This window comes from Litoribacillus peritrichatus, from assembly GCF_039537985.1.
Taxonomy (GTDB): Bacteria; Pseudomonadota; Gammaproteobacteria; order Pseudomonadales; family Litoribrevibacteraceae; genus Litoribacillus; species Litoribacillus peritrichatus.
Map to the genome: position 1 here is coordinate 297,180 of NZ_BAABBN010000017.1, position 25,336 is coordinate 322,515.

Consider the following 25,336-nt stretch of genomic DNA (forward strand, 5'->3'; position numbering starts at 1 on the left):
TTAAGTTCGGTGATGCCCAGTCCCTGTTCATAAGCCTTAATAAACTGCTGGGTGTCTCGAATGATGGTGATGACGGGCAACTCCAATGAGGTTAAAAATCGGCTGAGCGTGTTGAATATTTTGGTATTTTGCCTTACCCGGTTGGCTACAATGCCCACAGGTATACGTTTTTCCCGATAAGCCCGGGTTTGCAGCAGTTTGTAGATGAATTGCTCTGCCGCTTTGATGTCTATCACCGAAGGCAGAACAGGAATAAGAATAATGTCTGAGTATTGAATCACCTCTTCTAATGCGTAATCCGGCATCGCAGCCGGGGTATCCATAAAAACCAGATCGCATTGTGGGGGTGTTCTGAGTTGCCAGCTGCGTGTCTGATTCAGCTGATTTGGCTTATATCCGGGCAGGACTTGTACCGGCTTTAAGTGCGCCCCCCGGAGCAAAGCCCAGTGGGTACTGGATTGCTGGGCATCAAAATCCATGACGACTACATTGCGTTGTTGCGCGTAGAAAGCCGCCAGGTTGGTGGTTAAAGTGGTTTTACCGCTGCCTCCTTTGGCGTTTGTAATAAGAACTCTCGGCGTTTTAATTCGTGTGTATTGCCTTGCCATAAAGTTTAAGTTCCTGTTACGAGATTCTTTTGTAACTTTTTTTGTTGAATGGTTGTTTAAAAACAAATTAAGCGTAAAATTTCGGTATCAGAACCTTTGAATTGAGAAATGCGAAACCGAACGTTTTTATTGTATAAATGTAGACTATAAAGTATACATCGTTCATTGGACTTAATTTCTTTAGACAGGATGTCGATATTATGAAAATTATGATCAAACTATTGATGTTGGCTTTGGTGGGCGCAATCGTTGCCCCTATGTTCATTAAAGGCCCGGATGGCCGACCTATGATGTCATGGCAAGACTTATTTTCATCCTCTCCTGAATCTGCATACGTCCGACCCTCACAAGGTGCTTCACAGTTAACGACCGTCTACAAATGGAAAGATGAAAATGGCCAGTGGCATTTCTCTGACAGCCAGGTTGAGGGCGATGCCCATGAAACGCTTAAATACAACCCGAAAGCCAATATCATTCAATCGTTAGCCAAAAAAGAAGAACCTCAGGACTATCAGGTGGTGGCAGCGGCGCCGGGCATGAATCGCCATCTGGCGGCAAATGTGATGACGAATAAACCTCGTGATGAAGAAGAGGAATTGGCGTCAGCGTCAGAAGAGACGATCGTACAACGTCTTCGGGCTATGGGTGGCGGCGGAAATCAGAATGGAACTAGTTCGGGCGGCGTAGGTCTCACTACTATCCCATTATCCGAGGTGCCAAAACTGATTGAACAGGCGAAACAAGTTCAGGCATTGCTGGATGAACGTAATGAGGCGCTTGAAAAAGCACTTGGAAACTAATATTTAGAAAGGTTATCACCATTGAAAAAGTTAATTGCAGTCACTGCACTGGCTTTGTCTTTTGCAGTGAATGCAGAAGTTGAAACCAAAAGTGAGCAGGTAGAACTTACTTCTGACCAACAACAACTTAGCTACGCTATTGGGGTGGTGTTTGGTAAACGGCTCGCTATGGAAGCAGAAGGGCTGGATATAGATGCGTTTGACCAAGGGTTAAGAGACAGTTATTCCCAGCAGGCGTTGAAACTGACCGATCAGCAAATTAAGCAAGCGTTTGAGCGTTTCCAGCAGGAAAAGCAGGCGGCTATGGAGCAAGAGTTTGAGCAGGTGTCGGCTGAGAACCTGCAGCGAGGTCAGCAATTTTTAATGCTGAACGCGCAAGAAGAAGGGGTTAATGAAATTGTTAAAGGCCTTCAGTATAAAGTAATCACTGCCGGTGAAGGCCAAAGCCCAAACGCTTCGGATGAAGTTGAAGTCCATTATCAGGGGCAGCTGTTGAACGGTCAGGTGTTCGACAGCTCTTATAAGCAGGATAAGCCGGTTCGCTTTAAAGTGAATGAAGTCATACCGGGCTGGACCAAAGCCTTGCAGGAAATGAAAGAAGGCGATGTATGGCAGGTTTGGATTGCTTCTGATCTGGCGTACGGTCCAGGAGGCTCAGGGCCCATTGGCCCGAATGAATTACTTGAGTTCAAGGTTGAGTTGCTTAAAGTAAACCCTTAATTCGCAATAATTCAGATCGACTCGTTTGATGCAAGCCGTAGTGATGAATCAATCACTGCGGCTTTTTCATATTTGTTTCATGGTCTTCTTCCTTCATTCTGTATTCTCTGCTGTATACTTCTGAAATCTGAACCATAATTTAGATACCTGTTTTATGATGATCCGGATGAGGCGATAGAATTTTATGAAGTTGATGATCAAGCTGCTATTACTAGGCTTAGTCGGTGCCATTGTTGCCCCTATGTTAATTAAAGGGCCGGACGGTCGGCCGTTAATGTCTTGGCAGGACTTCTTCTCTTCCTCGGATTCAGGCGCTGCCAGCGTATCTTCATTGCCCCAGTCTTCTTCTGGTGTTACGACCGTTTATAAGTGGAAAGACGCAGAAGGGCAGTGGCACTTTTCTGATAAAGCCATCGAGGGTGAAAATCACGAAACGCTGAAATACAACCCGAATGCCAATATCATTCAGTCATTGGCCAAGAAGGAAGAAGAGTCTGAGATTGAAGTTAAGCCGGTTGCCGCCCTTAAAGAAACCTCCGGTCCGTCGTTAACCACGGTTCCGCTGACGGAGGTGCCTGAGTTAATGGATCAGGCTAAACAATATCAATCACTGATTGATCAGAGAAATAAAAGTCTCGAGCAGTTTAAACGTAACTGAAGCGGCAATCAGGTTACTGTTTAAAGCGGTTTAATAAGCCGTTTGAGCCCATGGCCAGAATTACATTGCCATTGCCGAAGGTTAAATCCGTAATGTGGCTTGCTTCCCGGTACACTTGCGGTCTGATGTGCGCTTTCCAGCGTTTAATCAGAGCGCCTGTATTGGCATCGTGCAGTTGTACATGACCGTCAAACAAACCGAGTAATAATTTGCTGTCGTCCTTTGAAAACCGGGCGGCTGAAATTCGGTTCCTTTCTGTGCCTGTTGTGGCAATTTGGTTACCGTTTTCCAAATCGTAGAGGTAGCCTTCATCCAGATAGGATGAAACAAATGCCGTAGTTCCCTGATTGTTACTGACCACCAGGTCAACCGGGTATTTGTGCGTCCAGCTCAGTACTTTTTCACCAGTTCGCCAGTTCCATAAGTGAGCGTTCAGGTCTTCAGATCCGGTGAGCAAGAAGTTGCTGTTGGCCACAAAACTCGCTGAACGAACGGTATCTTGATGTGGAAAGGAACGAAGGATTTGCCCGGTGTTTATGTCTAAGATACTGGCCAGATTATCCCGTCGGCCTAAGACGGCGATACTTCCTGAAGGATTTAAACTTAATGAATGCAAAATTGCAGGTGCAGTCCAAAAACCCAGTGACTTGCCGGTTTCAGCGTTCCAGGCCACCATATTTTTCTGGTCGGAAGTCATCGCCGTTTGGCCATTGGACGACATGGCTGTCAGGGTAAGATCAGAGAATGCGCCGGATTGATGGTTCCAGTTATACAGTCGTTGATTGTCGGAAATGGTCCAAAGAGAACCGCCGTGGTTGATGGATGAAATAACCACCTTTGACCCAGTGGCGTCCATCTTTCCATCCCGAACGCCCTGAATGGCGTATTCATTCGTTTCAGCGGGTGGCTCTTCGGCACAGCCGCTGAGAAACAGAGTGGTAAACAGCAATAGAAGAATGAGCTGTGCTGTTACGGGTAGTTTTGTTTTCATCCACTCTGCTCTTGGTTATCTTGGGGCATCATACGAAAAATACAGTTAATTAAGATATTTGTCGGCAGTAATGAAAAAGGCTTTAGTTTCAGATGTATAAATACGTGACGCCGGAAGAGCCAGGTTACCTTTAGGCAACCAGCTCTTTATGACTGTTATGAAGGCACTCGATGAGTTGGTCTTCAAGTACAAAACGCTCTTCTAATGCTTCGCCAAGCAAAGACAGTTTGTCCGGTAGTTCATCCAGTAAGTTGCTGCCGTGTTCACTGTTGTCGTACTGATCATTGAAGTCGAGTGCGATTTCGGTGGTTTCCTGAATTTTCGGGAACAAGCGTTTTGCCAATTCCAAACCACCATCGTTGAACTCATCGGCCTCTTTTAACAATTGCTCGTAGACTTCAAAGTGTCCGGCGGAGACATAATCCACCAGTAATTGACATAATTTCTGGATGTTTCGTGAGCAGGGGCCTTCGCTATCCGCTTCTCGAGATACACTGCTTAATTGACAGTAGAGAACGATCAACTCTTGTCGTTCTGCAATCCAACGATCAATGATGTCACTGACACCGCCCCACCGTTCTTTGGCTGTTTTACAGTTTTCAAGCATGGTCTTTTTCCCTTGTTCATCAGTCTAAAGCTGATGTCTATTTTAATTATGGGGCTATCCATTACCTTCTGAACAGGCCATTTTGATGGTCAGCTACTTGAATAACTCACCGGATGGCTTCTTGTTTATAACCTGACTCTAATGAGTTTCAAAGAGACTTGTCAACATTTTTACTGCGCCAAAGCAACGCTGAAAAAATTCCATAGCAGATAAATACGATGATCATCCAGTTTGGCATGGTCAGTCCTAAGAAATTCCAGCTGACGTCGGTACAGGAGGCCGTACCGGATAACATCGCGGTAAGCACTTCTTGAAACGGCATGATTTCAATCATGTATTCCAGTGGCGCGCCACAGCTTGGGATGTCTTCCGGAGGGAAGGCTTGAATCCAGCTATGACGGATGGAAATGGCAATACCGGCAAGGCTGGTCAGTCCGGCCAACGATGCATAAACTTTTTTGCCGGTGAATGATTTAGGGTTATGGACTAGGGTGATCAGAGCAATCAGGCCGATGGCTAATACGACGATGCGCTGCATAATACACATTGGACATGGCTCCAGCTCCATGACCAGCTCAAAGTAATAAGCGGCACCCAGCAGAGAAACAGAGGCAATAACGGTGAGGGCGCAAAGCGCTCTTAAGTTTGTGAGCAAAAACATAGTTGGTATTTTCCTGTTGGCCTGATAGCGTTGTAAACTTTAATTAGAAAAGAGTTTACTCATTTAGTTCAATAACTTAAATGACATAAGCTATGCTTCTTGAATATAACTAGGGAGAAGAGATATGTTTAAGCGTTGTCTGCTGCTGTTAAGTGCTTTGTGTTTATTGGGTGGCGGGCCTGTTTATGCCGTGTCATACGTAACGTTTGATGAACATTTTACGACAAATTTTGGTGATCCGGAAAAGCCGAAATTAAGTTACCTGAGGGTGAATGTTTCAATGAAAGTGGCTGACGATTCAACGGCAACTCGGGTTCGTGGTCATGAGCCATTCATTCGGGATTTAATCATTCGTCATCTGGTCCGGCAGAAAGTTGAAACAGTGCGTACCGAAGAAGCAAAAACACAGCTTTTAACCGATATTAAGACGTCGGTGACTGAATTCTTAACAGAGGAAGAAGGTGAACCTTTGGTTGAGGATGTTTTATTTACTGAGTTTGTCGTTCAGGAGTAACGGATCAGGCAGGAGGGTTTTAATTTTAAGAATTGAAGCACTTCAGTGCATGAACAAGAGAGGGTTCTTCTTTGTTTATGCACTCAGGCGTTCTTGATGTTCTTCAAAGTAATCGTGGCCGTCATCACGGCCGGCTTCCCAGGCTGCAATCAACACATCCGTCGCATAAGGGCAGTTTTCACGGTTGCCGGTAACACCCGTCATGTACCCTCTTCGATAGGCCTTATCCATCGATTCCAGTGAGTAATCTTTGTCGTTTAACAAAACACAACACTCCGTTTCACTATAACTAACAATAAGTTACATTTAATTTACAGTTTGTAACTCTAGCAAAAAAAAATAGAGTGTGAAGTCAAAAACCAAATAAATGTGAAGTTTTGCAGTTTATTTTCAAGTTACCTGTTAGAAAAGTTTTCTAAGTATTTGTTAAATATGGTGTTATCTTGATTTTCTAGTTCTTTTTGTTGACCCAACGAAAGTTGGCTTTTTTGAACAGACTGTTCAATAAACGCTGGCGTCAGCGGTACGTTTCTTAATTCGGTAGCGTGTTTTTGGCTGATTTCAATGCCAAACTCTTGAAAACTGGCGTTATTTTCTATCATCCACTGAAGTTGTTTATGGGACGGAAGTTCTGCCGGGTCAGTTAACAGGCTTTGATAGTGGCGCACGCTGTCGGTGTAGGATAACTCGGTTTGATTCTGATCCAGCAGAGAAGCTATTTTCTGAATTTCTTCGAAAACCTTTAAGCCTTCTTCTTTTATGGAATAACGTTTGCCTTCCAGTTGAATTGTGTATTCCGGATCGCTGCCTTCGTAAGCCATGCCCACCAGGTTGTGCGATAGATTTTTACATTCTTCAGGGTCAACTTCAGGGCTGTCTGCCAGCAAACAGAACGTAAGAAATGAATCCATGAAGGCAATCTGGCGTGCATCAATGCCGGTAGTGATGAAGGGATTGATGTCTAGGCAGCGCACTTCAATGTACTCGACACCCCGGTTTGATAAGGCTTCCAGTGGCTTTTCCTGGTCTTGAGTGGTGCGTTTGGGGCGAATGTCGCTGTAGAACTCATTTTCAATTTGAAGAATGTTGGTGTTCAGCTGTTTGAATTGTCCCGACTCATCTTTCATACCCAGTTTTTGATAAGGAACGTACGGTGTTTTGACCGCATGGTTCAGCGTGGTGATGTAGTTCTCCAGGCTGTTATAGCAAATGGTCAAATCCGACTGGGCGCTGTTCTGGTAACCCAGATCGCTCATGCGTAGGGAAGTGCCTTTTGGGGCATACAGGGTATCTTTGGCATGGCCTGTGAGTTGGTGGTGTCTGTCATCGACGAAACTGGCCGACACGGCCGGAGAGGCACCAAATAAATAAATCAGCAACCAGGAATAACGCTTAAAGTTTCGAATCAAGGCAAAGTATCGTTCCGAACGAAACTCCTGAAGTGGCTGTTTGTCTCCTCGTAGTGCCTGATATTTTGGCCAGAAACTGTCCGGCATGGAGAAATTGTAGTGGACGCCGGCAATGCTTTGCATCAAACGGCCGTAGCGATGCCATAAACCATGACGGTAAACATGCTTAAGCTGGCCAATGTTGGAGCTGCCGTATTCGGCAATGCGGATGTCCAGTTCGTTGGCAATATGGCAGGGCATACTGCAGCCCCAAATCATTTCATTGTCCAGATTTTGCTGGGTAAACGCATGGAGTTTATACAGATAGTCTGCCACTTGGTTCGGGCTGGTCAGTGCCGGTGTAATAAATTCAAGCAATGCTTCGGAGTAATCTGTGGTGATGTCTGGATGCGTCAGTGCCGAGCCCAAAGCCTCAGGATGATTCTTTTGAGATATTTGACCAGAAAGGTTGACTCGCAAACCTTCTTTTTCCAATCCGCGACGAATTTGAGTGAATTCATTGTTGAATTCGGCGGACTGAAACTGGCTGTAATGAGTTGGGTTAATGTGTGGCAAGATGCAACTTCCTATGGCAGACATCATGAATTTTTTACTGAGGTTAGACCGGATTTTTTGATTCGGCTAACCGAGTTGGTTTACGACGCATAACTGCAAAAAAAGTTGCAATCAAAGCGAAAATCTTTGATTGCAACGTTGGGTTAAAGTCGTTTTTTACCTTTCTGGTTTTTGTTCTGAGCCTGAGCAAACAGCGCTGCCATGGTGTTATTGCCACCGTCGGACTTGGATGCGGTTTGTTGTTGGCGTGCCGCTCTGGAAGGCTTTTGCGGTGCCGCACCGCCAGGCCGTTTTTCGGACTGTTCATTCGCATCGTCAGACATTCGCATGGACAAACCGATGCGTTTTCTGGCGACGTCCACTTCCATGACTTTTACCTTAACGATATCGCCTGCTTTCACGACCTGGCGTGGGTCACTGATGAAGGTGTCTGACATGGCAGAAATGTGAACCAACCCGTCCTGATGAACGCCTACGTCCACAAAAGCCCCAAAATTGGTGACGTTTGTAACAACGCCCTCCAGGATCATGTTGTCTTTCAGATCGGAGATTTTTTCCACGCCCTCCATGAAAGTGGCTGCTTTAAATTCCGGACGGGGATCGCGTCCCGGTTTTTCCAGTTCTTTCAGAATGTCTTTGATGGTGGGTAAACCAAACTGGTCGTTGACGTAGCTTTCGGCGTTTACGGCACGCAAGGTCGACGTGTCTCCCATCAGGGATTTGATGTCTGCATTTTGCTTTGCCGAGATTTCTTTGACGACACTGTAGGCTTCAGGGTGAACACTGGAAGCATCAAGAGGATTGCTGCCGTTCATGATTCTTAAGAAACCAGCGGCCTGCTCAAATGCTTTCGGCCCAAGCCTTGCAACGTCCTTTAATTGGCTGCGGGATGCAAATTGGCCGTTGTTGTCTCGGTGCGCAACAATGTTGTTGGCGATGGTGGTGTTCAGACCAGAAACCCGGCTGAGTAATGGCGCGGAAGCCGTGTTCAGGTCGACGCCGACGCCGTTTACACAGTCTTCAATAACCGTGTCCAGGCTGCGAGCCAACTCCACCTGACTCACGTCGTGTTGATACTGACCTACACCGATGGACTTAGGTTCGATTTTTACCAGCTCGGCCAACGGGTCTTGCAAGCGACGGGCGATGGATACCGCGCCACGAATGGTCACGTCCAGGTCCGGGAATTCTTTCGCGGCAAACTCGGAAGCCGAGTAAACGGAAGCGCCTGCTTCACTGACCACGATTTTGGTCAGTTTCAATTCTGGGTGCTTCTTCATTAATTCGCCCGCGAGCTTGTCGGTTTCCCGTGATGCGGTGCCGTTGCCGATGCTGATCAGTTCAATGGCGTGTTTTTTACACAGTGCGGCCAGAATCTGAATGGCCTGATCCCATTTTCGTTGCGGTTCATGAGGAAAAATAGCGCCGTGATCGACGACTTTGCCGGTAGCGTCGATGGCCGCGACTTTGACTCCGGTACGGAAACCCGGGTCAAGCCCTAAGGTTGCTCTTGGGCCGGCCGGGGCGGCTAATAACAAATCTTTCAGGTTTTGTGAGAAAACTTTGATGGCTTCGTTTTCAGCCGTTTCCCGGATTTTACCCATCAGCTCGGTTTCTAAGTGGGTGAGCAATTTTACACGCCAGGTCCAGCGAACGACTTCTTGCAGCCAGGTATCGGCAGCTCGACCTTTGTCTTCGATCAACCAAAAGTCGGCAATCATTTGTTCGCAAGGCGAACGCTTGATCTCTGGGTTGCCTGCAACAATGTTGAAATTGAGGATGCCTTCGTTACGACCGCGTAAGATGGCCAGTGCTCGGTGGCTTGGGACGGATTTTAACGGTTCGTCGTGTTCAAAATAATCCCGGAATTTGGCACCTTCGTTTTCTTTGCCCTCGATCACCCGGACGCTCAAAGTGCCTTCTTGCCATAAGAAGTGGCGCAATTTTTCCAATAGGTTGGCATTTTCGCTGAACCGTTCCATGAGAATGTACTTGGCACCATCCAGCGCAGCCTTGGTGTCTGCAATGCTGTTTTCCGGATCAACATACTTGGTGGCTTCTTTTTCCGGGTCGCTGGCTGGGATTTCATAAAGTACGTCGGCCAAAGGCTCCAAACCCGCTTCACGTGCAATCTGGGCCTTGGTGCGGCGCTTTTTCTTATAAGGTAAGTAGAGGTCTTCAAGGCGGTTTTTGGTGTCGGCGGCTTCAATGTCTTTGATCAGCTCGTCGGTCAGCTTACCTTGCTCTTCAATGCTTTTAAGAATAGTAATCCGGCGGTCTTCCAGTTCTCGTAAGTAGCGAAGACGGTCTTCCAGGTTACGAAGTTGGCTGTCGTCGAGTGCGCCGGTGACTTCTTTACGGTAACGGGCAATGAATGGAACGGTTGCACCTTCATCTAACAAAGCAACGGCGGCTTCTACTTGTTGCTGTCGGATGTTCAGTTCGTTGGCTATTGCTTTGTATATGCGATCCATAGGTGTCCTGTAGGTCTGGTCGTTCCAACTTGGTGTTTGATTCGGTTAATGACGGCAATAAAATGACTACCGAAGTCTGGTCGGTTTTCTGTGTTAACCGATAATAATGGGTTCGGTTTACTCATATTCAAGTGTTGATGGTCAGTCATTGCCATTTTTTGTGCTTATTTTGCGCTTTCCATAATAAAATGCCAATGATTCGAATCAATGGGCATGACGCTGAGTCTTGAACCTTTACTGATCAGGGATATGTCGGCCAGCGCTTTTTGCTGCTTGATCCAGGATAGAGTTATTGGTTGATTGAACTTTTGTTTGAATTTCAGATCCACTACAAACCACCTGGGGCTTTCTGGGCTGTGCTTGGGGTCGTAACCTGAGTGTTGCGGGTTTTCCGCTGTCGGGTCTGGATAGTGACTGGTGACGACTTCGGATACGCCAACAATGGCCGGTTGTTTACAGCTGGAGTGATAGAAAAAGACCAGATCACCGGTTTGCATTAATTTTAAATTATTTCGTGCTTGGTAGTTTCGGACGCCATCCCACATTTCGGTACCGTTGGTTTGGTTGATCAAATCATCAATGCTGAAGCTGTCCGGTTCGGATTTTACAAGCCAGTAGTTCATGTCGTTTCCTGTGTAAAGGGGATATCTCTGTAACGGTATGTGCGAACTTGTGAAGGTATGTATATGAGTGATTTAGATCACAATAATTTGACGCTCATAATATATTCTTATATAACATCCTCAAAAATTGAACTCATTGACACAAAATGCGCAAAAAACCCGATTTAATTGTTACTTTAATCTCTTTGTTTGTTATTGGCCTTTTAGTGAGTGGTCTTGCTAAAACAGCCTCTATCGAGCATGAGACCCCTGGATTAATGGTAACGTCGCCGGATGTCAGTCTTGAGTTTCCTGAAGACTTTTAATCGTTGCCTGTTTGAATCATCCGTTTTTTCTAGATCAGAATGCACTGACTTGGGGTTATGATGGCGTTGAGCTGTATATCCCAGGGTTCCTGGGGCAGTTCTGATGCTTGTTGACAGTCGTGGGCAATACCAATCCGTTTTGGTGACTTTAGCCATCGACAGTTAACCACCCGTTCCAGTGACGTATCGTAAAAGCCGCCGCCCATACCCAATCTGTGTCCCTGTTTGTCGAAGCCGACTAATGGCATGAAAATGATGTCCAGTTGGCTTGGGTCCAATAATCGACTGCGGGCAAGGCGGGGTTCCTTGATGCCGAAACGGTTAAAACGCATAGGTGTGTGTTGGTCGTAGCGTACAAACAGCAGTTGTCGGTGATTGATCGGATGAAGAACCGGCAGGAAAACCTGCTTATTGTTTTGCAAAAGCGTCCGTATGACGTGAGCGCAGCTCAGTTCACTGTCGTTTGCCAAATATAAAGCCACTTTTTGACTGTTGTTGAACCAGGTTTGATGGTTCAGTTGAATGAGCAGTTTTTTGGCGGCCGAGTGTTGTTCAAATCGGGTGAGTTGCTGACGCTTGTTTCTTAGTTGCGTTCTGAGTTGTTTTTTTTGTGTTATGAGCTTTTTTTGGTCAGATCGTAAGGTTGGCGTTGAAGTCGCCATTGCGGCTATTTTGGATTGGGATTGGAAGTTCAGCATGAAAGTAACTCTGGATAGGCTCCGAAGTATCGCTGCCGACTTGCCCCTGAACCCGACGGTTCAAGGTGGTGGTTGTCGAAATGCCTAAGGCTTTCCGTCAAGCGGACATGCGCAACAACATTCACGGGCAACCTCCTAAAATAGGATTATCGGCTCGAGGAACGCGTCAGCTGGCGAATACTTCAGAACTTGGTTGCCATTATAACGTGTTCAAATTATTTGTCAGCGTTATGTTGTAAACAAGTGTTTAAGTCAGATATTTTTATGTGCAATTTATTCGTTCAGATGTTGAGAACAGAGGGCTTTTACAAGCTCCCCTGGTCTGAATTGTCTGTTTCCAGTGGCAATTGGTGATTCTGGGTTAGGGCTGAATCCAGGCGATCGGCCAACTGTTTCAGCTGATCCTGACTAACGCCTTGGCTTTTTTCTCGTTCCAGAGATTCGTGAGTGATGTTCAATGCCGCCATAACTGCGATGCGCTCCAGGCCAATGACTTTGCCTGTGGAACGAATTTCTCGCATTTTGTGGTCAAGGTGACGGGCTGATTGTTCGAGGGATGCGCGTGCATCTGTAGGGCAGTTAACCAGATATTCCTTATCCAGTATGCTGACTTTAACCGGTTCCACGTCTGTCATTTATTCTTGCTCCAATGCCTTGAGGCGTGAAATCATAGCTTCGACTTTGGTTCGAGCCAAATCATTTTTACGCAGAAGTGTGGTCCTTTCGGAATTCCAGGCTTCTTGGTGTTCTCGTAACTTGCGGTTGTCTTCGAGCAGGCTCTCATATTTACCAATTAACTCGACGACTTTTTTTTCTAGATCGGGGAAGCTCAAATTGTCCATTTTGTTTCTTCTTACTTCAAGGCTAAATCTACTATAGAACCGTGACAGTTTATGGTCAATTGCTAAGCGCCTTTGCGCTGTAATTTTTGGTGTCGTTGGGTCTGGGTTTCTTCTTTGAATGTGCCAGGGTTGGCGCAAATTCTCTCTGTCCTTTTATGGTGCGACAGGGCCAGTAATGCTAGGATAACGCTATTGAATACTAGAGGCAGTTTATGACAAATCAAGAGCAACCAAAAGACGACTTCGAGCAATTGTTTGAAGAAATGGCGGACGTATTTCTGGATTTGAAAATCCATCAGGAGCCGTCGGAAGTGCATGGCGTGCTGGTTGGTATGCTGGTACGAACTCAGTCGAAAGGGTTGGACGAGTGGATCGGCTTGCTTGAAATGATTGATTTGGACACCAGTGTGCTGGATGAAAACGCGAAAGGCGTGATGCAGAACGTGTATCTGAAAACTCGGGACGGCCTGCAGTCGGATGATTATAACTTTCAGTTGCTGATGCCTGCAGATGATTATGACCTGGGCGAACGAGCGAATGCGCTGGCGGTTTGGTGCAGTGGGTTTATTACCGGGTTTGGTATGGCCTCCGAGCATAAAGTTTCGCTGGACAATGAACTGGTTGAGTTGCTGAACCACCTGCACTCCATCTCCCAGTTAGACGATCAGCTTTCGGAATCCGAAGACAACGAAAAAGACCTGTATGAGTTGTACGAGTACGTTCGTCTTGGCGCTTTAATGCTGTTGCAGGCGAACAAAGACGAAACGACTCAAGCCAGTCCGGACACTAAAAAAACCATTCACTGATCGACAACTTTGACGCAGGCCGGATGACCTGAGGCCTGCTTTTATTGAACAGTAACAATACGCTTTATTCCATTGAAACAGGTATTTGAAGGTATGACGACGCTCTCCATTTCATCGAAAGAATATGTTCAACGACGACAAACTCTGATGGAAATGATGGCTCCTAACAGCATTGCCATTCTTCCCGCTGCGTCGGTCAAAATGCGCAACCGGGATGCGGAGTTTAATTTTCGGCAGGATAGCGATTTTCAATACCTGACCGGATTCGATGAGCCGGAAGCGGTGGCGGTGCTGATACCGGGCCGGGAACATGGTGAGTACATTGTTTTTTGTCGTGAGCGTAAACGTGAAGAAGAGATCTGGACGGGTTATCGTTCCGGGCCGGAAGGGGCCATTGAAAAATACGGTGCGCATGATGCGTTCCCGATCATTGACATTGATGAAATATTGCCGGGGATGATTGAAGGCCGTGATCGCGTTTATTACTCCATGGGTTGCGACACTCAATTTGATCAGCAGGTCATGGAATGGGTCAATGCGATTAAAGCCAAAGCGCGCAGTGGGGCACACCCGCCGGGAGAGTTTGCGGCGTTGGATCATTTGTTACATGACATGCGGCTGTATAAGTCCGCAGGTGAATTGAATTTGATGCGAAAATCCTCAGAAATTGCCGCGCAAGCACACATTCGGGCGATGAAAATCTGTCAGCCGGGCATGATGGAATATCAGCTTGAGGCTGAGTTTCTGCATGAGTTTATGAAGAACGGAGCCCGGTCACCGGCTTATACCACCATTGTGGGTGGCGGTGCCAACGGTTGTATTCTGCATTATGTGGATAATAACCAGGTTTTGACAGATGGAGACCTGGTGTTAATTGACGCCGGTTGTGAACTGGATTTTTATGCGTCTGATATCACCCGAACGTTCCCAGTTTCCGGTAAGTACTCTGAACCCCAAAAGCAACTCTACCAGTTGGTGTTGGATGCTCAAATGGCGGCCATTGATGAAGTTAAGCCAGGCAATCATTGGAATGACCCGCACGTGGCGGCCGTAAAAGTATTGACCGAAGGTTTGGTGGCGCTGGGCTTGCTGAGCGGTGAAGTGAATACTCTCATTACAGAAGAGGCTTATAAGCCATTTTATATGCACCGAACCGGTCATTGGTTGGGCATGGACGTGCATGATGTGGGTGAATATAAAGTGGGTGACGAATGGCGGGTGCTGGAACCGGGTATGGTGATGACGGTTGAGCCTGGCCTTTACATTGCGCCTGATTGTGAAGAAGTGGACGCTAAGTGGCGGGGCATCGGCATTCGTATTGAGGATGATGTCATTGTGACCAAAGAGGGTTGTGAAGTGATGACCGATGGTGCACCTAAGACGGTGGAAGCCATTGAAGCCTTGATGGCCTCTTAACATCTGATTAGTTTTCAAAACTTTATGACGCTTTCTAAGATACCTGAAAGTAACCAAACTTTTCAGAAAGTATTCAATCGTTTGATTTCGAGAGACGCAAATGACCGCCAAATCGTATGACTTTGCAATTGTTGGGGGTGGTATGGCCGGATTGACGATGGCTCTGCTGTTGGCTCCGGTTTTAACTCGGTTTAAAAAAACGTTGGTCTTGATTGAAGCGTTCAACCCGAACGCAGGGCAGTATCAACCGAGCTTTGACGCCAGGTCGACCGCCTTATCGGAAGGCACTCGTCAGATTCTCGAGGAAATGGGCATCTGGCCTTCGATTGCACAACAAGTGTGCCCGATCAATAAAATACATGTGTCTCAAAAAGGGGGCTTTGGTGCCACCCGTATCTATGCTGACGACGTTGATGTGGATGCTTTAGGCTATGTGGTTGAAAATGGCTGGCTGGGTCATCAACTGATGGCGGCGGTCAGCGATTTGGATTGCATTTCCTGGTTGGCTCCGGCTCGGGTTCAAGCTGTGGCAACCATTGCTCAGGGTTCACGACTGACGCTGGAAGATGGCGCAGAGATTGAGACGGGGTTTCTGATGGTCGCCGATGGTGCTCAATCGTCTCTCCGCGCAATGCTTGGCATTCATGCCGAAAAAACGCCATATCATCAGCATGCTTTGGTTTGTAACGTTGAAACCCGGTTGCCTCATCAGAATGTGGCGTATGAACGTTTTACACCGAATGGGCCGTTGGCCTTGCTGCCGTTAACGGAGCATCGCAGTGCGCTTATCTGGAGTGTGCCGGAAGCTCAGGTAGAAGGTCGCATGGCCATGTCGGAGCGGGAGTTTAAGTCCTTGCTGGAACTTGAGTTTGGTACTCGGCTCGGCCCTATTGTGAAGGTTGGTGAACGCGCTTCTTACCCTTTAAACTTGATGCTGGTGTCAGATCAGGTACAGCCGGGAGTCGTGTTGCTGGGCAATTCAGCCCACGCTTTGCACCCGGTGGCCGGCCAGGGGTTTAATTTGATCATCCGGGATTTGGTGTGTTTGAGTCAGTCCATTGAAACACGTCTGGAGAGCCAGCTCTCGTTGTTGAAGCTTGAATGGCTGACCGACTATCAACAACACAGATACATGGATCAGTGGCTAACTACGTCTTTTTCTCACTGGTTGATTGAGTTGTTTTCGAATGATCATAAGTGGCTGACCCGAATGAGGGAGCTTGGCCTGATCGCGCTGGATTGTGTTGCGCCTGCCAAATCCACCTTTGCCCGTCAGGCAATGGGGATGGGGCTTGGCTCTGCGAATTAAGGGCCGTGTTTGGCAGTCAAGTAGTCGGCAGTAGATTGAAATAAAACGCCTAATTGGAAAATATCTCAGGGATCAAGGTGAGTCATGGACGCAGTTTCTGAAAGTTATGATGTCGCAATCGTAGGCGGTGGCTTAGTCGGTGCAACTCTGGCCTTGCTGTTGGCGGAAAAAGGCCACTCGATTGCTTTAATTGAAGCGGGTGCATTTGACAGCGAAGTGCCTGAAACGGCGAATGACCAAGACGGTCACTTCGATCCAAGAGTGGTGGCGCTCACCCAAGCCTCTGAAATCCTGTTCAAAAACCTCGGTATATGGGCATCCGTTGCTCAGAACCGTGTTTGTCCGTACCAGACGATGGCGGTTTGGGATGGCGACGGCACGGGCGAGATTGTCTTTCATGCTCATGAAGCAAACGCCGATCACCTGGGGGTGATTGTTGAAAACTCGTTGTTATTGGCGCACCTTCGGCAAGCATTGATGAAGTCCGGGACGGTGAAGCTCCTTTCGAATACCAAAGTCAGTCAGCTTGGTCCTATGGCGGAGCATCAGGGGCAGGGCGTCCGCTTCCTGGGGCTAAATGATGGCCGGGTGATTGCTACTAAAGTGTTGGTTGCTGCAGACGGCGCGTTATCGGCGGTGCGTTCGATGGCTTCCTTTGCAATGCGGGAGTGGAGTTACAACCACCAAGCCATAGTGACCACTGTTCGCACAGAACAGCCTCATCAGTTCACGGCCAGACAAGTGTTTATGAAAGAGGGGCCGTTGGCGTATTTGCCTCTGCAAACCCATCAGGGTGACGATCACTACTGCTCCATTGTTTGGTCACAGGAACCTGAACGCGCGGAAGCCTTAATGGCGTTGTCTGATCAGGCGTTTTGTGAGGAAATCGGTAAGGCGCTGGAGTATCGATTGGGGCATGTGACTCAGGTGGATCAGCGCTTTTCTATCCCTTTACGCCAACGACATGCGAAGCAATACACCAAAGAGCGCATTGCGTTGATCGGAGATGCGGCGCACACCATTCACCCTTTGGCCGGTCAAGGGGTGAATCTTGGCTTGCTGGATGCGGCGGTTTTGGCGGAAGAATTACTGAGGTCGTTAGATGCAGGCCTTGATCCTGGTAGCGATCGAACGTTGAAGCGTTATCAGCGTCGCCGGATGGGCCATAACTTATCCATGATGGCGGTGATGGAAAGTTTTAAGCAGCTGTTTGCCGAATCTGCGCCGCCTGTGCGTTTTTTCAGGAATGCAGGTATGTCTCTGTTGAATCAACACCCATTGCTTAAACGATCGATTCTGACTCGGGCGATGGGGTTGGAAGGGGATCTTCCTGCTATGGCTAAAGCTTAATCTAATGATTATTAATGCTCTTTTAATTTTTTAGTCTACGATGAATAACAAAATCGTGATTTATATCAAAGTCGTAATTTAATTGCCTTAGATAATAGAAATCATTATTATTTGCGTTCAAATCGACTTGGGGGACTTATGCGTAAAATTATCTCAGCAGTTGCCGTTGCAACTTTGATCACTGGTTGTGGAAACCAAACGGGTGAACCAGAACAGAAAGCGGCTGAAGCAAAACCTGCAGAACCGGTTACATTGACGGTTTATTCTGCACGTAAAGAACATCTGATTAAGCCATTGTTTGATATGTATACCGAGAAGACAGGTACACAGATTCAATACATCACCGATAAAGCTTCACCATTGTTGAGCCGTCTGAAAAGTGAAGGCGAAAACACCCCTGCGGATATGTTGATTACGGTGGATGCCGGCAATCTTTGGAAAGCCGCTCAAGACGGTGTGCTTCGCTCTGTTGATTCGGATGCACTGGAGCAGAACGTACCTGCAAATCTTCAGGATGAAAATAACCAGTGGTTTGGCTTGTCTATTCGTGCCAGAACCATTGTTTATGCCAAAGACCGTGTGAAAGAAGGCGATCTGTCTACTTATGAAGGTTTGGCGGACGCAAACTGGAAAGGTCGCTTGTGCCTTCGTACATCGAAGAAAGTATATAACCAGTCGTTGGTTGCCAGCATGATCAGCAACCTGGGCGAAGAGAACACAGAAAAAGTCGTTGCTGGTTGGGTGGATAATCTGGCGACAGATGTATTCTCGAACGATACCAAAGCAATGAATGCTGTTCAGGCGGGTCAGTGTGACGCAACCATCGTGAACACCTATTACTTCGGACGTTTGCAGAACAAAACGCCAGACGCAAACTTGGCGATCTTCTGGCCAAACCAGGAAGACCGTGGTGTACACATCAATATCTCTGGTGCGGGTGTGACCAAACACGCGAAAAACCCGGAAGAAGCCACTGCGCTATTGGCATGGTTGTCATCTGAAGAAGCTCAGCAGCAGTTTGCTCAGTTGAATCACGAATATCCGGTGAATGCTAAGGTTTCTGCAACGGAAGAAGTTAAGTCTTGGGGCGACTTTAAGCGCGATGCTTTGAACGTTTCTGAAGCAGGTCGTTTGCAACCTGATGCAGTAAAATTGATGGATCGTGTTAAATACAGATAAAATAGACGCCTTTCTTAATAAGGCGAGTTGAATCTGGTGGATAACCTATCCCAAAAGATGTCCGGTCAGCCTCAGGTTGAGCGGACTTCTTCGTATATGGCCTTGGTAAATTGGGTCATTCAAAAACGCTGGTGGTTGCTGGTTTCAGTCATCACGTTAAGTGTTTTTATGCCGGTGGCTGTGATTGGCTTGTCTTGGTTAAGTCCACAGACGGAAGATTGGCAGCACCTGATGGACACCGTTCTTAATGAACTGATGGTCAATACTCTGGTTCTGGCCGTTGGTGTTGCCTTGGGTGTGTTTGTTCTGGGCGTTTCTTTGGCGTGGCTGACGGCCATGTGTCAGTTTCCTGGCCGAAATCTGTTTGACTGGGCACTTATGCTGCCTTTTTCTGTTCCGGCTTATGTCATGGCCTTCTGTTTCTTAGGGTTGTTGGACTACAGCGGCCCGATTCAAACCTGGATTCGATCCCACCTTTCCGCAGACTTTGATTTGCCGGTAAGAAATGCGGCGGGGGTGATCTGTGTGTTTGTGCTGGCCTTTTATCCCTACGTTTATATGTTGGCGCGAACGGCGTTTACCAATCAGGGTCGGGGCCAGATGGATGCGGCACGCGGTTTGGGTTGCAACAGTTGGCAGGCTTTCTGGCGTGTGATGTTGCCTATGGCCCGGCCCGCTATCGCGGCAGGTATGGCCTTGGCGCTTATGGAAACGCTCGCTGACTTCGGGGCGGTTTCTGTATTTAACTTCGATACTTTCACTACAGCGATTTATAAATCCTGGTACGGTTTATTTAATATCTATGCCGCTGCGCAATTGGCTTCGCTGTTGTTGGTGTTCGTTATTTTCTGTTTGTGGTTAGAGCAAACGGCCCGAGGTCGTGCCAGATACGACCAGAGTGAGCGTCAGCAAAAACAAAATCTGTATCGTTTAACCGGTTGGCAGGCATCGGCGGCCAGCCTGTACTGCTTGTTGATTTTACTGTTGGCATTTATTTTACCGGTCAGCCAATTGGTATGGTGGGTGGTAGAAACTCAGTTTGAGGATTTCAATGCCCGGTTTGTGCAATTGATGGTCAATACGTTAGGGTTGGGGTCAACGGCGGCGGTGATGACTGTAATCATTGCGCTGGTGATGGCGTTTGCTCAACGGGTGGAAAAGAATCCGGTGTTGGATCGCATGGCGCGTTTCTCAACTTTGGGTTATGCCCTGCCAGGCACGGTGTTAGCGGTGGGCCTGATGGTTTGGTTCAGCTGGTTGGACAACAGTTTGATCGAAATTGTGCGCAATATTTTCGGTATAAATGTCGGACAATTATTTTTAGGTAGTGTTTTTGCGTTGCTAGTGTCTTATAGTGTGCGCTTTTTGGCGGTGGCCTATGGGCCGGTTCAGTCAAGATTGCAGGCAATTCGGCCCAGTTTGCACGAAGCGGCTCAGTCGCTAGGTGCGTCTCAGCGACAAATTTTGTGGCGCGTATATTTGCCGATGTTACGGCCGGGTATTTTAGTGGCCGGGCTGCTGGTGTTGGTCGATGTGATGAAAGAAATGCCTGCTACACTGTTGATGCGTCCTTTTGGCTGGGACACATTGGCGGTACGAATTTATGAAATGACGTCAGAAGGTGAGTGGGAACGCGCCGCGTTACCGGCGCTGACGTTAGTGATTGTAGGCTTGGCGCCGATCATCGTTTTGATGTCTAAGAGTCGTAAAGACCACTAGTTTTTCGATGAAGGCTTAATGTATAAACGCTCGTTCCGGAGGAACCATGGGAAATAAAACAGCTCTGTATCAGTCGCACGTTGATATGAATGCAAAGATCGTCGATTTTGGTGGCTGGGATATGCCAATTCATTATGGTTCTCAAATTGAAGAACACAATGCGGTTCGTCAGGACGCAGGCATGTTCGATGTCTCACACATGACCGTCGTTGATGTCACTGGCGCTGACAGCCAGGCTTATTTACAGTTTTTATTGGCCAATGATGTGGCGCGTTTGACTGAAAAAGGCAAAGCCTTATACAGTGGTATGTTGAACGAAGATGGACAAGTGTTAGACGATTTGATCGTTTATAACATGGAAGGTTGGTATCGTGTCGTTGTAAACTGCGCGACACGTGAAAAAGACTTGGCTTGGATGGCCAAACAGGCAGAGCGTTTTCAGGTCGAACTGACGGAACAATCTTCGCTGGCGATGGTTGCCGTGCAAGGCCCGGCTGCGATTGAGAAAGCTCTGACGGTATTTGATGCTGGTCAACAAGCGGTGACTAAAGAATTAAAAGTGTTCCAAGGTCTGGAAGCCGGTGATTATTTCATTGGCCGTACCGGTTATACCGGTGAAGATGGCCTGGAAGTGATGGTTCCTGAAAGCGATGTAGCTGCTTTCTGGAGCAAGTTGGCGGAAGCGGGTGTTCGCCCCTGCGGTTTGGGTGCGCGCGATACCTTGCGTTTAGAAGCCGGTATGAATTTGTACGGTTCGGACATGGATGAAAGCGTGTCTCCGCTGGTCTCCAATATGGCTTGGACGGTGGCCTGGAAGCCGGAAGACAGAGATTTCATTGGCCGTGCTGCATTAGAAGCAGAGAAAGCGGATGGGCCTAAAACTAAACTGGTTGGTTTAGTGCTTGAAGAAAAAGGTGTGTTACGTGGCCACCAAAAAGTCATTGTTGATGGTGTTGGTGAAGGTGAAACCACCAGTGGTACATTTTCCCCTACCTTGGGGCACGCGATTGCATTGGCCCGGGTACCTGCTGAAACCGGTGAACATGCTGTGGTTGAAGTTCGTAAGAAATTATTAAACGTACGTGTTGTAAGACCGCCATTTGTACGTAACGGAAAGAAAGTATTCGAATAAAATTTTACTGCTGAGGACGATAAAAAATGAGCCAAATCCCTGCTGATTTAAAATACGTTGATACCCACGAGTGGTTGCGTCTAGAAACAGATGGCACTGTTACAGTTGGCATTACAGATCATGCACAATCGCTTTTGGGAGACGTTGTTTACGTTGAACATCCTGAAGTTGACAGTGAACTTGAAACCGGCGAAGAAGCCGGTGTGGTTGAGTCTGTAAAAGCTGCATCTGACATTTATATGCCGATTTCGGGTACTGTTGTTGCGGTGAACGAAGCGCTGGAAGACGCGCCAGAGACGGTAAACTCTGACCCTTATCATGAAGGCTGGTTCTTCAAGATCAAACCTTCCAGTCCGGAAGAGTTGGATCAATTGCTGGATGCTGAGGCTTACGCAGAAAAGTGCGAAGCGGAAGATTAAGCATTGTATGAATTAAAACGGGGCATTTGCCCCGTTTTGTGTTTCTGAAGCAAGACAAAAATTGTCTACGTGGTTAGCTTTTTAGTCTCTGATTATTCTATTTATTTGAGGTAACTCATGCCATTTATTCCTCACACTGAACAAGATGTTCAGGAAATGCTGGAAACCATTGGTGTTTCATCCATTGAAGATTTATTTGATGAAATTCCTCCGCAACTCAGAGCGGGTGAATTAACTCAGGTGCCAGAGGCGCTGAGTGAAATGGATATGATGCGCAGGATGCGAGAGCGAGCAGCTCAGGACGACGGTGCATTATGCTTCATTGGTGCCGGTGCGTATGAGCATCACATTCCTGCAGCGGTTTGGGATGTAGCAACACGGGGTGAGTTTATGACTGCGTACACGCCGTATCAGGCGGAAGCAAGTCAGGGAACGCTTCAATTAATTTATGAATACCAGTCGATGATGGCTACCTTGATGGCGATGGATGTTTCCAATGCGTCTTTGTATGACGGCGCATCTGGCCTGGCGGAAGCGGTTCTGATGGCGGTTCGTGCCAACCGTAAATCCAAGAGCCGTAAAATACTGGTGCCTGGCACGGTTCATCCAAGCTATCGTTCTGCACTGGAAGCCATCGTTGAAGCGCAAAATATTGAAATTGTTGAAGTTGAGTGGGATCAGCAGTCAGGCACCACTTTGTTGGATGCATTGGGGCCGTTTACCGGTGAAGACATCACCGGGATGGTCATTGCTCAACCTAACTTCTTTGGTCAGTTGGAAGACGTAAACGCATTGACCGATTGGGCGCATGCTCAGAAAGCGTTAGTGATCGGGTTAGTGAACCCAATGGCGATGGCGGTACTTGAAGCGCCGGGCAACTGGGGCGAAAAAGGGGCTGACATTGCAGTGGGTGACGGTCAGCCATTAGGCGTGCCTATGGCATCCGGTGGCCCGTATTATGGCTTCATGTGTTGTACGTCTGCGATTGTTCGTCAGATGCCTGGCCGCTTGATTGGCCGAACGGTGGATCTGGATGGCAAGCCGGGTTACGCACTGACCTTGCAGGCGCGTGAACAACACATTCGTCGCTCAAAAGCGACCTCAAATATCTGTACCAACCAGGGGTTGGCGGTAACGGCGTCCACGATTTACATGAGCATGCAGGGGCCGGATGGTTTGGCCAATACTGCTGGTGCGTGTTATCAGAATACACAAGCTCTGGTGGAAAAACTGACCAGCATCGAAGGCGTGGAAAAGGCGTTTTCCGGTCATAACTTCCACGAAGTTGCTTTGACCTTGCCTGCGAAAGCGTCGGCAGTGCTTGAGAAACTGGCCGAACGTGAAGTTCTGGGTGGTTTTGATCTTGGGTTGTCTTATTCCTCGCTTGAGAACACGGTGTTGGTGTGTGTTACAGAGACCAAGACTGACAGTGATCTCGAAGTTTATAAGTTGGCGTTGGCTGACGTGTTAACTGAACTAAACGGCTAATCTGCGGAGTCCTATATTATGTTGATTTTTGAACAAAGCCGATCTGGACGTAAAGCGACCGCTCAATCGCCGGCCGCTGCTGCCGATTTATCCGGGTTACCTGAGGCATTTATTCGTAAAGAAAAGCCTGCGTTGCCTGAAGTGTCCGAATTGCAGGCCATTCGTCACTATACCAATCTGTCTCGTAAGAACTTCTCCATTGATACTCAGTTTTATCCATTGGGTTCATGTACGATGAAGTACAACCCTCGTGGTGCACTGGCTGCGGCCACCTTACCGGGCATTTTGAATCGCCATCCGCTGGCACCTGAAAGCCACTCGCAAGGCTTTTTAAGCTGCATGTATGAGCTTCAGGAAATGCTGAAAGACGTGACGGGAATGAAAGGCGTGTCGCTTACCCCAATGGCTGGTGCCCAGGGTGAGTTCGCCGGTGTTGCTATGATTCGAGCCTATCATCAGGCGCGTAATGATGATGCCCGTACTGAGATTCTTGTCCCTTCGGCGGCCCACGGTACCAATCCGGCAACGGCGGTGATGTGCGGTTTTAAGGTACGTGAAGTGCCGGTGAACAGTGATGGCGATGTGGACGTTGATGCCCTGAAAACTTTGGTCGGCCCTCAAACTGCGGGCATCATGATGACCAACCCTTCAACCTGTGGTGTATTCGAACGCCAGATTGAAGAGATTGCTCAGGTGATTCACGATGTGGGCGGTTTGTTGTATTACGATGGTGCTAACCTGAATGCAATTTTAGGCAAGGTGAAGCCTGGTGATATGGGCTTTGATGTAATGCATATGAATCTGCATAAAACCTTTGCTACGCCACACGGCGGCGGTGGCCCGGGTGCCGGCCCTGTTGCGGTTGGTGAACGCTTACTGCCTTATTTGCCTACACCAATCGTAGGGAAAGAGGGTTCGGATGATGCTCCGAGCTACCGCTGGCTGACGGATAAGGACATACCGGAAACCATTGGTAATTTGTCTGCATTCATGGGGAATGCCGGTATTTTGATTCGTGCCTATGTTTACGCGGTGATGTTGGGTAAAGGCGGTATGCACCGAGTGGGTGAATACGCGACCTTAAATGCCAACTATATGGCGAAGCAGCTTGAAAAGGCCGGCTTCCAGTTAGCGTACCCGGATCGTCGTGCTACTCACGAGTTCATCATTACGCTGAGCAAGCAAACCAAGGATTATGGCGTTAATGCGATGGATGTGGCGAAGCGTTTGCTGGATTACAACTTACATGCTCCGACAACCTACTTCCCATTATTGGTGCCTGAATGTCATTTGATCGAGCCGACGGAAACGGAATCCAAAGAAGCGATGGACGAATACATTGCGGCGATGGCCAGTATTCTGAAAGAAGCTGAGACGGATGCGGATATGGTTCGTGGCGCGCCTTATACACAACCGGTGAAACGCCTGGATGATGTGAAGGCCGCGCGAGAGCTGGATTTAGCCTGGAAGGCTTAATATAGCTCATTAACTGGCTCAGTCTGGTTTTGTGTTATAAGAGTAAAGCCCGACCTTTTCAGGTTGGGCTTTTTTTATTGTTCAAGAGGCTTTAATCTTGACGATTATTTTGAATGAAGAGAATAGGTTATGTGGTTAAAACACGCACACATGTTGTTTGCTGTGATTTCTGTTTTAGGGTTCAGTCTACGTGGTGTTCTGAAATTGTTTATGCATCGAAGCCTGGATCATAAACTTTGGAAAATCTTACCGCACGTCAATGATACTTTGTTGCTGGCTGCGGCAATCGGCTTGTTGGTGGTCTATCAATGGAATCCACTTGAGGTTCCATGGGTGTTGGCGAAGATTCTTGCGTTGTTTGCTTACATTGGCTTCGGCATGATGGCGCTGAAATTTGGTAAGAGTCTGGCACAGCAGCGCGTGTTTTTTGTGGCCGCATTAATGACGTTCGGCTACATCGTTGCAACGGCGGTGACCAAGCAGCCTTTGTGGTTCATCGGTTGATTGATCGATGGTAACTTGGGAAGAACGTTCCGGTCGGTGTGTATTGCCGTTTAGGTTGGGCCGACCGGCTTTG

At 47.7% G+C, this 25,336-nt stretch carries 26 protein-coding genes, 1 other RNA gene and 1 pseudogene; 16 read left to right on the forward strand and 12 right to left on the reverse strand.

Annotated features, from left to right (window positions below):
* Nucleotides 1-29 precede the first annotated feature (29 nt).
* Nucleotides 30-608, reverse strand: a pseudogene (locus ABD744_RS22805) (ParA family protein); the annotation flags it as partial.
* A 200-nt stretch (nucleotides 609-808) separates the two neighbouring features.
* Between ABD744_RS22805 and ABD744_RS22810 the strand changes: the two are divergent.
* The 3 genes from ABD744_RS22810 (at nucleotide 809) to ABD744_RS22820 (ending at nucleotide 2,786) form a co-directional block, all read left to right on the forward strand.
* A complete protein-coding gene (locus tag ABD744_RS22810; RefSeq protein WP_344800927.1) occupies nucleotides 809-1,408 on the forward strand; it encodes a DUF4124 domain-containing protein in 600 nt (199 codons plus the stop codon).
* A gap of 21 nt (nucleotides 1,409-1,429) precedes the next feature.
* Nucleotides 1,430-2,128, forward strand: coding sequence for a BamJ family beta-barrel-assembly machinery protein (gene bamJ / locus ABD744_RS22815; RefSeq protein WP_344800928.1), 699 nt, complete (start codon nucleotides 1,430-1,432; stop codon nucleotides 2,126-2,128).
* A 184-nt stretch (nucleotides 2,129-2,312) separates the two neighbouring features.
* Entirely contained in the window at nucleotides 2,313-2,786 is a 474-nt protein-coding gene (locus ABD744_RS22820; RefSeq protein WP_344800929.1) for a DUF4124 domain-containing protein, read from the forward strand.
* 13 nt (nucleotides 2,787-2,799) lie between these two features.
* Here the strand turns inward: ABD744_RS22820 and ABD744_RS22825 are convergent, their stop codons facing one another.
* From ABD744_RS22825 to ABD744_RS22835, 3 genes are all read right to left on the reverse strand, one after another.
* Entirely contained in the window at nucleotides 2,800-3,777 is a 978-nt protein-coding gene (locus ABD744_RS22825; protein ID WP_344800930.1) for a WD40 repeat domain-containing protein, read from the reverse strand.
* 130 nt (nucleotides 3,778-3,907) lie between these two features.
* A complete protein-coding gene (gene rsd / locus ABD744_RS22830; RefSeq protein WP_344800931.1) occupies nucleotides 3,908-4,384 on the reverse strand; it encodes a sigma D regulator in 477 nt (158 codons plus the stop codon).
* 148 nt (nucleotides 4,385-4,532) lie between these two features.
* A complete protein-coding gene (locus tag ABD744_RS22835; protein ID WP_344800932.1) occupies nucleotides 4,533-5,045 on the reverse strand; it encodes a disulfide bond formation protein B in 513 nt (170 codons plus the stop codon).
* 124 nt (nucleotides 5,046-5,169) lie between these two features.
* On the opposite strand from ABD744_RS22835, the gene ABD744_RS22840 reads away from it, so the two are divergent.
* A complete protein-coding gene (locus ABD744_RS22840) occupies nucleotides 5,170-5,559 on the forward strand; it encodes a flagellar basal body-associated FliL family protein (protein WP_344800933.1) in 390 nt (129 codons plus the stop codon).
* 75 nt (nucleotides 5,560-5,634) lie between these two features.
* Here the strand turns inward: ABD744_RS22840 and rmf are convergent, their stop codons facing one another.
* The 4 genes from rmf to ABD744_RS22860 form a co-directional block, all read right to left on the reverse strand.
* A complete protein-coding gene (gene rmf / locus ABD744_RS22845; RefSeq protein WP_344800934.1) occupies nucleotides 5,635-5,823 on the reverse strand; it encodes a ribosome modulation factor in 189 nt (62 codons plus the stop codon).
* Between the two features lie 131 nt (nucleotides 5,824-5,954).
* Nucleotides 5,955-7,523, reverse strand: coding sequence for a glutamate--cysteine ligase (gene gshA, locus ABD744_RS22850; RefSeq protein WP_344800935.1), 1,569 nt, complete (start codon nucleotides 7,521-7,523; stop codon nucleotides 5,955-5,957).
* A gap of 143 nt (nucleotides 7,524-7,666) precedes the next feature.
* Nucleotides 7,667-9,997, reverse strand: a complete 2,331-nt coding sequence (locus tag ABD744_RS22855) for a Tex family protein (protein ID WP_344800936.1) — start codon at nucleotides 9,995-9,997, stop codon at nucleotides 7,667-7,669.
* Between the two features lie 164 nt (nucleotides 9,998-10,161).
* Nucleotides 10,162-10,620, reverse strand: coding sequence for an EVE domain-containing protein (locus ABD744_RS22860; RefSeq protein WP_344800937.1), 459 nt, complete (start codon nucleotides 10,618-10,620; stop codon nucleotides 10,162-10,164).
* A gap of 146 nt (nucleotides 10,621-10,766) precedes the next feature.
* Here ABD744_RS22860 and ABD744_RS22865 point away from each other — a divergent pair, with 146 nt between their 5' ends.
* Nucleotides 10,767-10,925, forward strand: a complete 159-nt coding sequence (locus ABD744_RS22865; protein WP_344800938.1) for a hypothetical protein — start codon at nucleotides 10,767-10,769, stop codon at nucleotides 10,923-10,925.
* Between the two features lie 29 nt (nucleotides 10,926-10,954).
* Here ABD744_RS22865 and ABD744_RS22870 read toward each other — a convergent pair whose 3' ends face one another.
* From ABD744_RS22870 to ABD744_RS22885, 4 genes are all read right to left on the reverse strand, one after another.
* A complete protein-coding gene (locus tag ABD744_RS22870) occupies nucleotides 10,955-11,623 on the reverse strand; it encodes a 5-formyltetrahydrofolate cyclo-ligase (protein WP_344800939.1) in 669 nt (222 codons plus the stop codon).
* Between the two features lie 14 nt (nucleotides 11,624-11,637).
* Nucleotides 11,638-11,815: non-coding RNA, 6S RNA (gene ssrS, locus ABD744_RS22875), on the reverse strand.
* Nucleotides 11,816-11,928: 113 nt separating this feature from the next.
* Entirely contained in the window at nucleotides 11,929-12,258 is a 330-nt protein-coding gene (locus ABD744_RS22880) for a cell division protein ZapA (RefSeq protein WP_344800940.1), read from the reverse strand.
* Entirely contained in the window at nucleotides 12,259-12,465 is a 207-nt protein-coding gene (locus ABD744_RS22885) for a TIGR02449 family protein (RefSeq protein WP_344800941.1), read from the reverse strand.
* Between the two features lie 212 nt (nucleotides 12,466-12,677).
* Between ABD744_RS22885 and ABD744_RS22890 the strand changes: the two genes are divergently transcribed.
* The 11 genes from ABD744_RS22890 (at nucleotide 12,678) to ABD744_RS22940 (ending at nucleotide 25,263) form a co-directional block, all read left to right on the forward strand.
* Nucleotides 12,678-13,271, forward strand: a complete 594-nt coding sequence (locus tag ABD744_RS22890) for a UPF0149 family protein (protein ID WP_344800942.1) — start codon at nucleotides 12,678-12,680, stop codon at nucleotides 13,269-13,271.
* Nucleotides 13,272-13,364: 93 nt separating this feature from the next.
* Nucleotides 13,365-14,687, forward strand: coding sequence for a Xaa-Pro aminopeptidase (gene pepP, locus ABD744_RS22895; RefSeq protein ID WP_344800943.1), 1,323 nt, complete (start codon nucleotides 13,365-13,367; stop codon nucleotides 14,685-14,687).
* A gap of 100 nt (nucleotides 14,688-14,787) precedes the next feature.
* Nucleotides 14,788-15,996: a 2-octaprenyl-6-methoxyphenyl hydroxylase gene (ubiH, locus tag ABD744_RS22900; RefSeq protein ID WP_344800945.1), complete on the forward strand. Its 1,209-nt coding sequence runs from the start codon at nucleotides 14,788-14,790 to the stop codon at nucleotides 15,994-15,996.
* 84 nt (nucleotides 15,997-16,080) lie between these two features.
* Complete coding sequence (locus ABD744_RS22905; RefSeq protein ID WP_344800946.1) at nucleotides 16,081-17,346, forward strand: FAD-dependent oxidoreductase; 1,266 nt, start codon at nucleotides 16,081-16,083, stop codon at nucleotides 17,344-17,346.
* A gap of 138 nt (nucleotides 17,347-17,484) precedes the next feature.
* Nucleotides 17,485-18,525, forward strand: a complete 1,041-nt coding sequence (locus ABD744_RS22910) for an extracellular solute-binding protein (protein ID WP_344800947.1) — start codon at nucleotides 17,485-17,487, stop codon at nucleotides 18,523-18,525.
* Between the two features lie 36 nt (nucleotides 18,526-18,561).
* Nucleotides 18,562-20,244, forward strand: coding sequence for an ABC transporter permease (locus tag ABD744_RS22915; RefSeq protein WP_344800948.1), 1,683 nt, complete (start codon nucleotides 18,562-18,564; stop codon nucleotides 20,242-20,244).
* 46 nt (nucleotides 20,245-20,290) lie between these two features.
* On the forward strand, nucleotides 20,291-21,376 hold the full coding sequence (gcvT, locus tag ABD744_RS22920) for a glycine cleavage system aminomethyltransferase GcvT (RefSeq protein WP_344800949.1): 1,086 nt from the start codon (nucleotides 20,291-20,293) through the stop codon (nucleotides 21,374-21,376).
* Nucleotides 21,377-21,402: 26 nt separating this feature from the next.
* Nucleotides 21,403-21,795: a glycine cleavage system protein GcvH gene (gene gcvH, locus ABD744_RS22925; protein WP_344800950.1), complete on the forward strand. Its 393-nt coding sequence runs from the start codon at nucleotides 21,403-21,405 to the stop codon at nucleotides 21,793-21,795.
* Nucleotides 21,796-21,912: 117 nt separating this feature from the next.
* Nucleotides 21,913-23,283 carry an aminomethyl-transferring glycine dehydrogenase subunit GcvPA gene (gcvPA, locus tag ABD744_RS22930; RefSeq protein WP_344800951.1) on the forward strand — a complete coding sequence of 457 codons (1,371 nt, stop codon included), beginning with the start codon at nucleotides 21,913-21,915 and terminating at the stop codon, nucleotides 23,281-23,283.
* Nucleotides 23,284-23,301: 18 nt separating this feature from the next.
* Complete coding sequence (gene gcvPB, locus ABD744_RS22935; RefSeq protein WP_344800952.1) at nucleotides 23,302-24,759, forward strand: aminomethyl-transferring glycine dehydrogenase subunit GcvPB; 1,458 nt, start codon at nucleotides 23,302-23,304, stop codon at nucleotides 24,757-24,759.
* A 129-nt stretch (nucleotides 24,760-24,888) separates the two neighbouring features.
* Nucleotides 24,889-25,263 carry a SirB2 family protein gene (locus ABD744_RS22940; protein WP_344800953.1) on the forward strand — a complete coding sequence of 125 codons (375 nt, stop codon included), beginning with the start codon at nucleotides 24,889-24,891 and terminating at the stop codon, nucleotides 25,261-25,263.
* Nucleotides 25,264-25,336 lie beyond the last annotated feature (73 nt).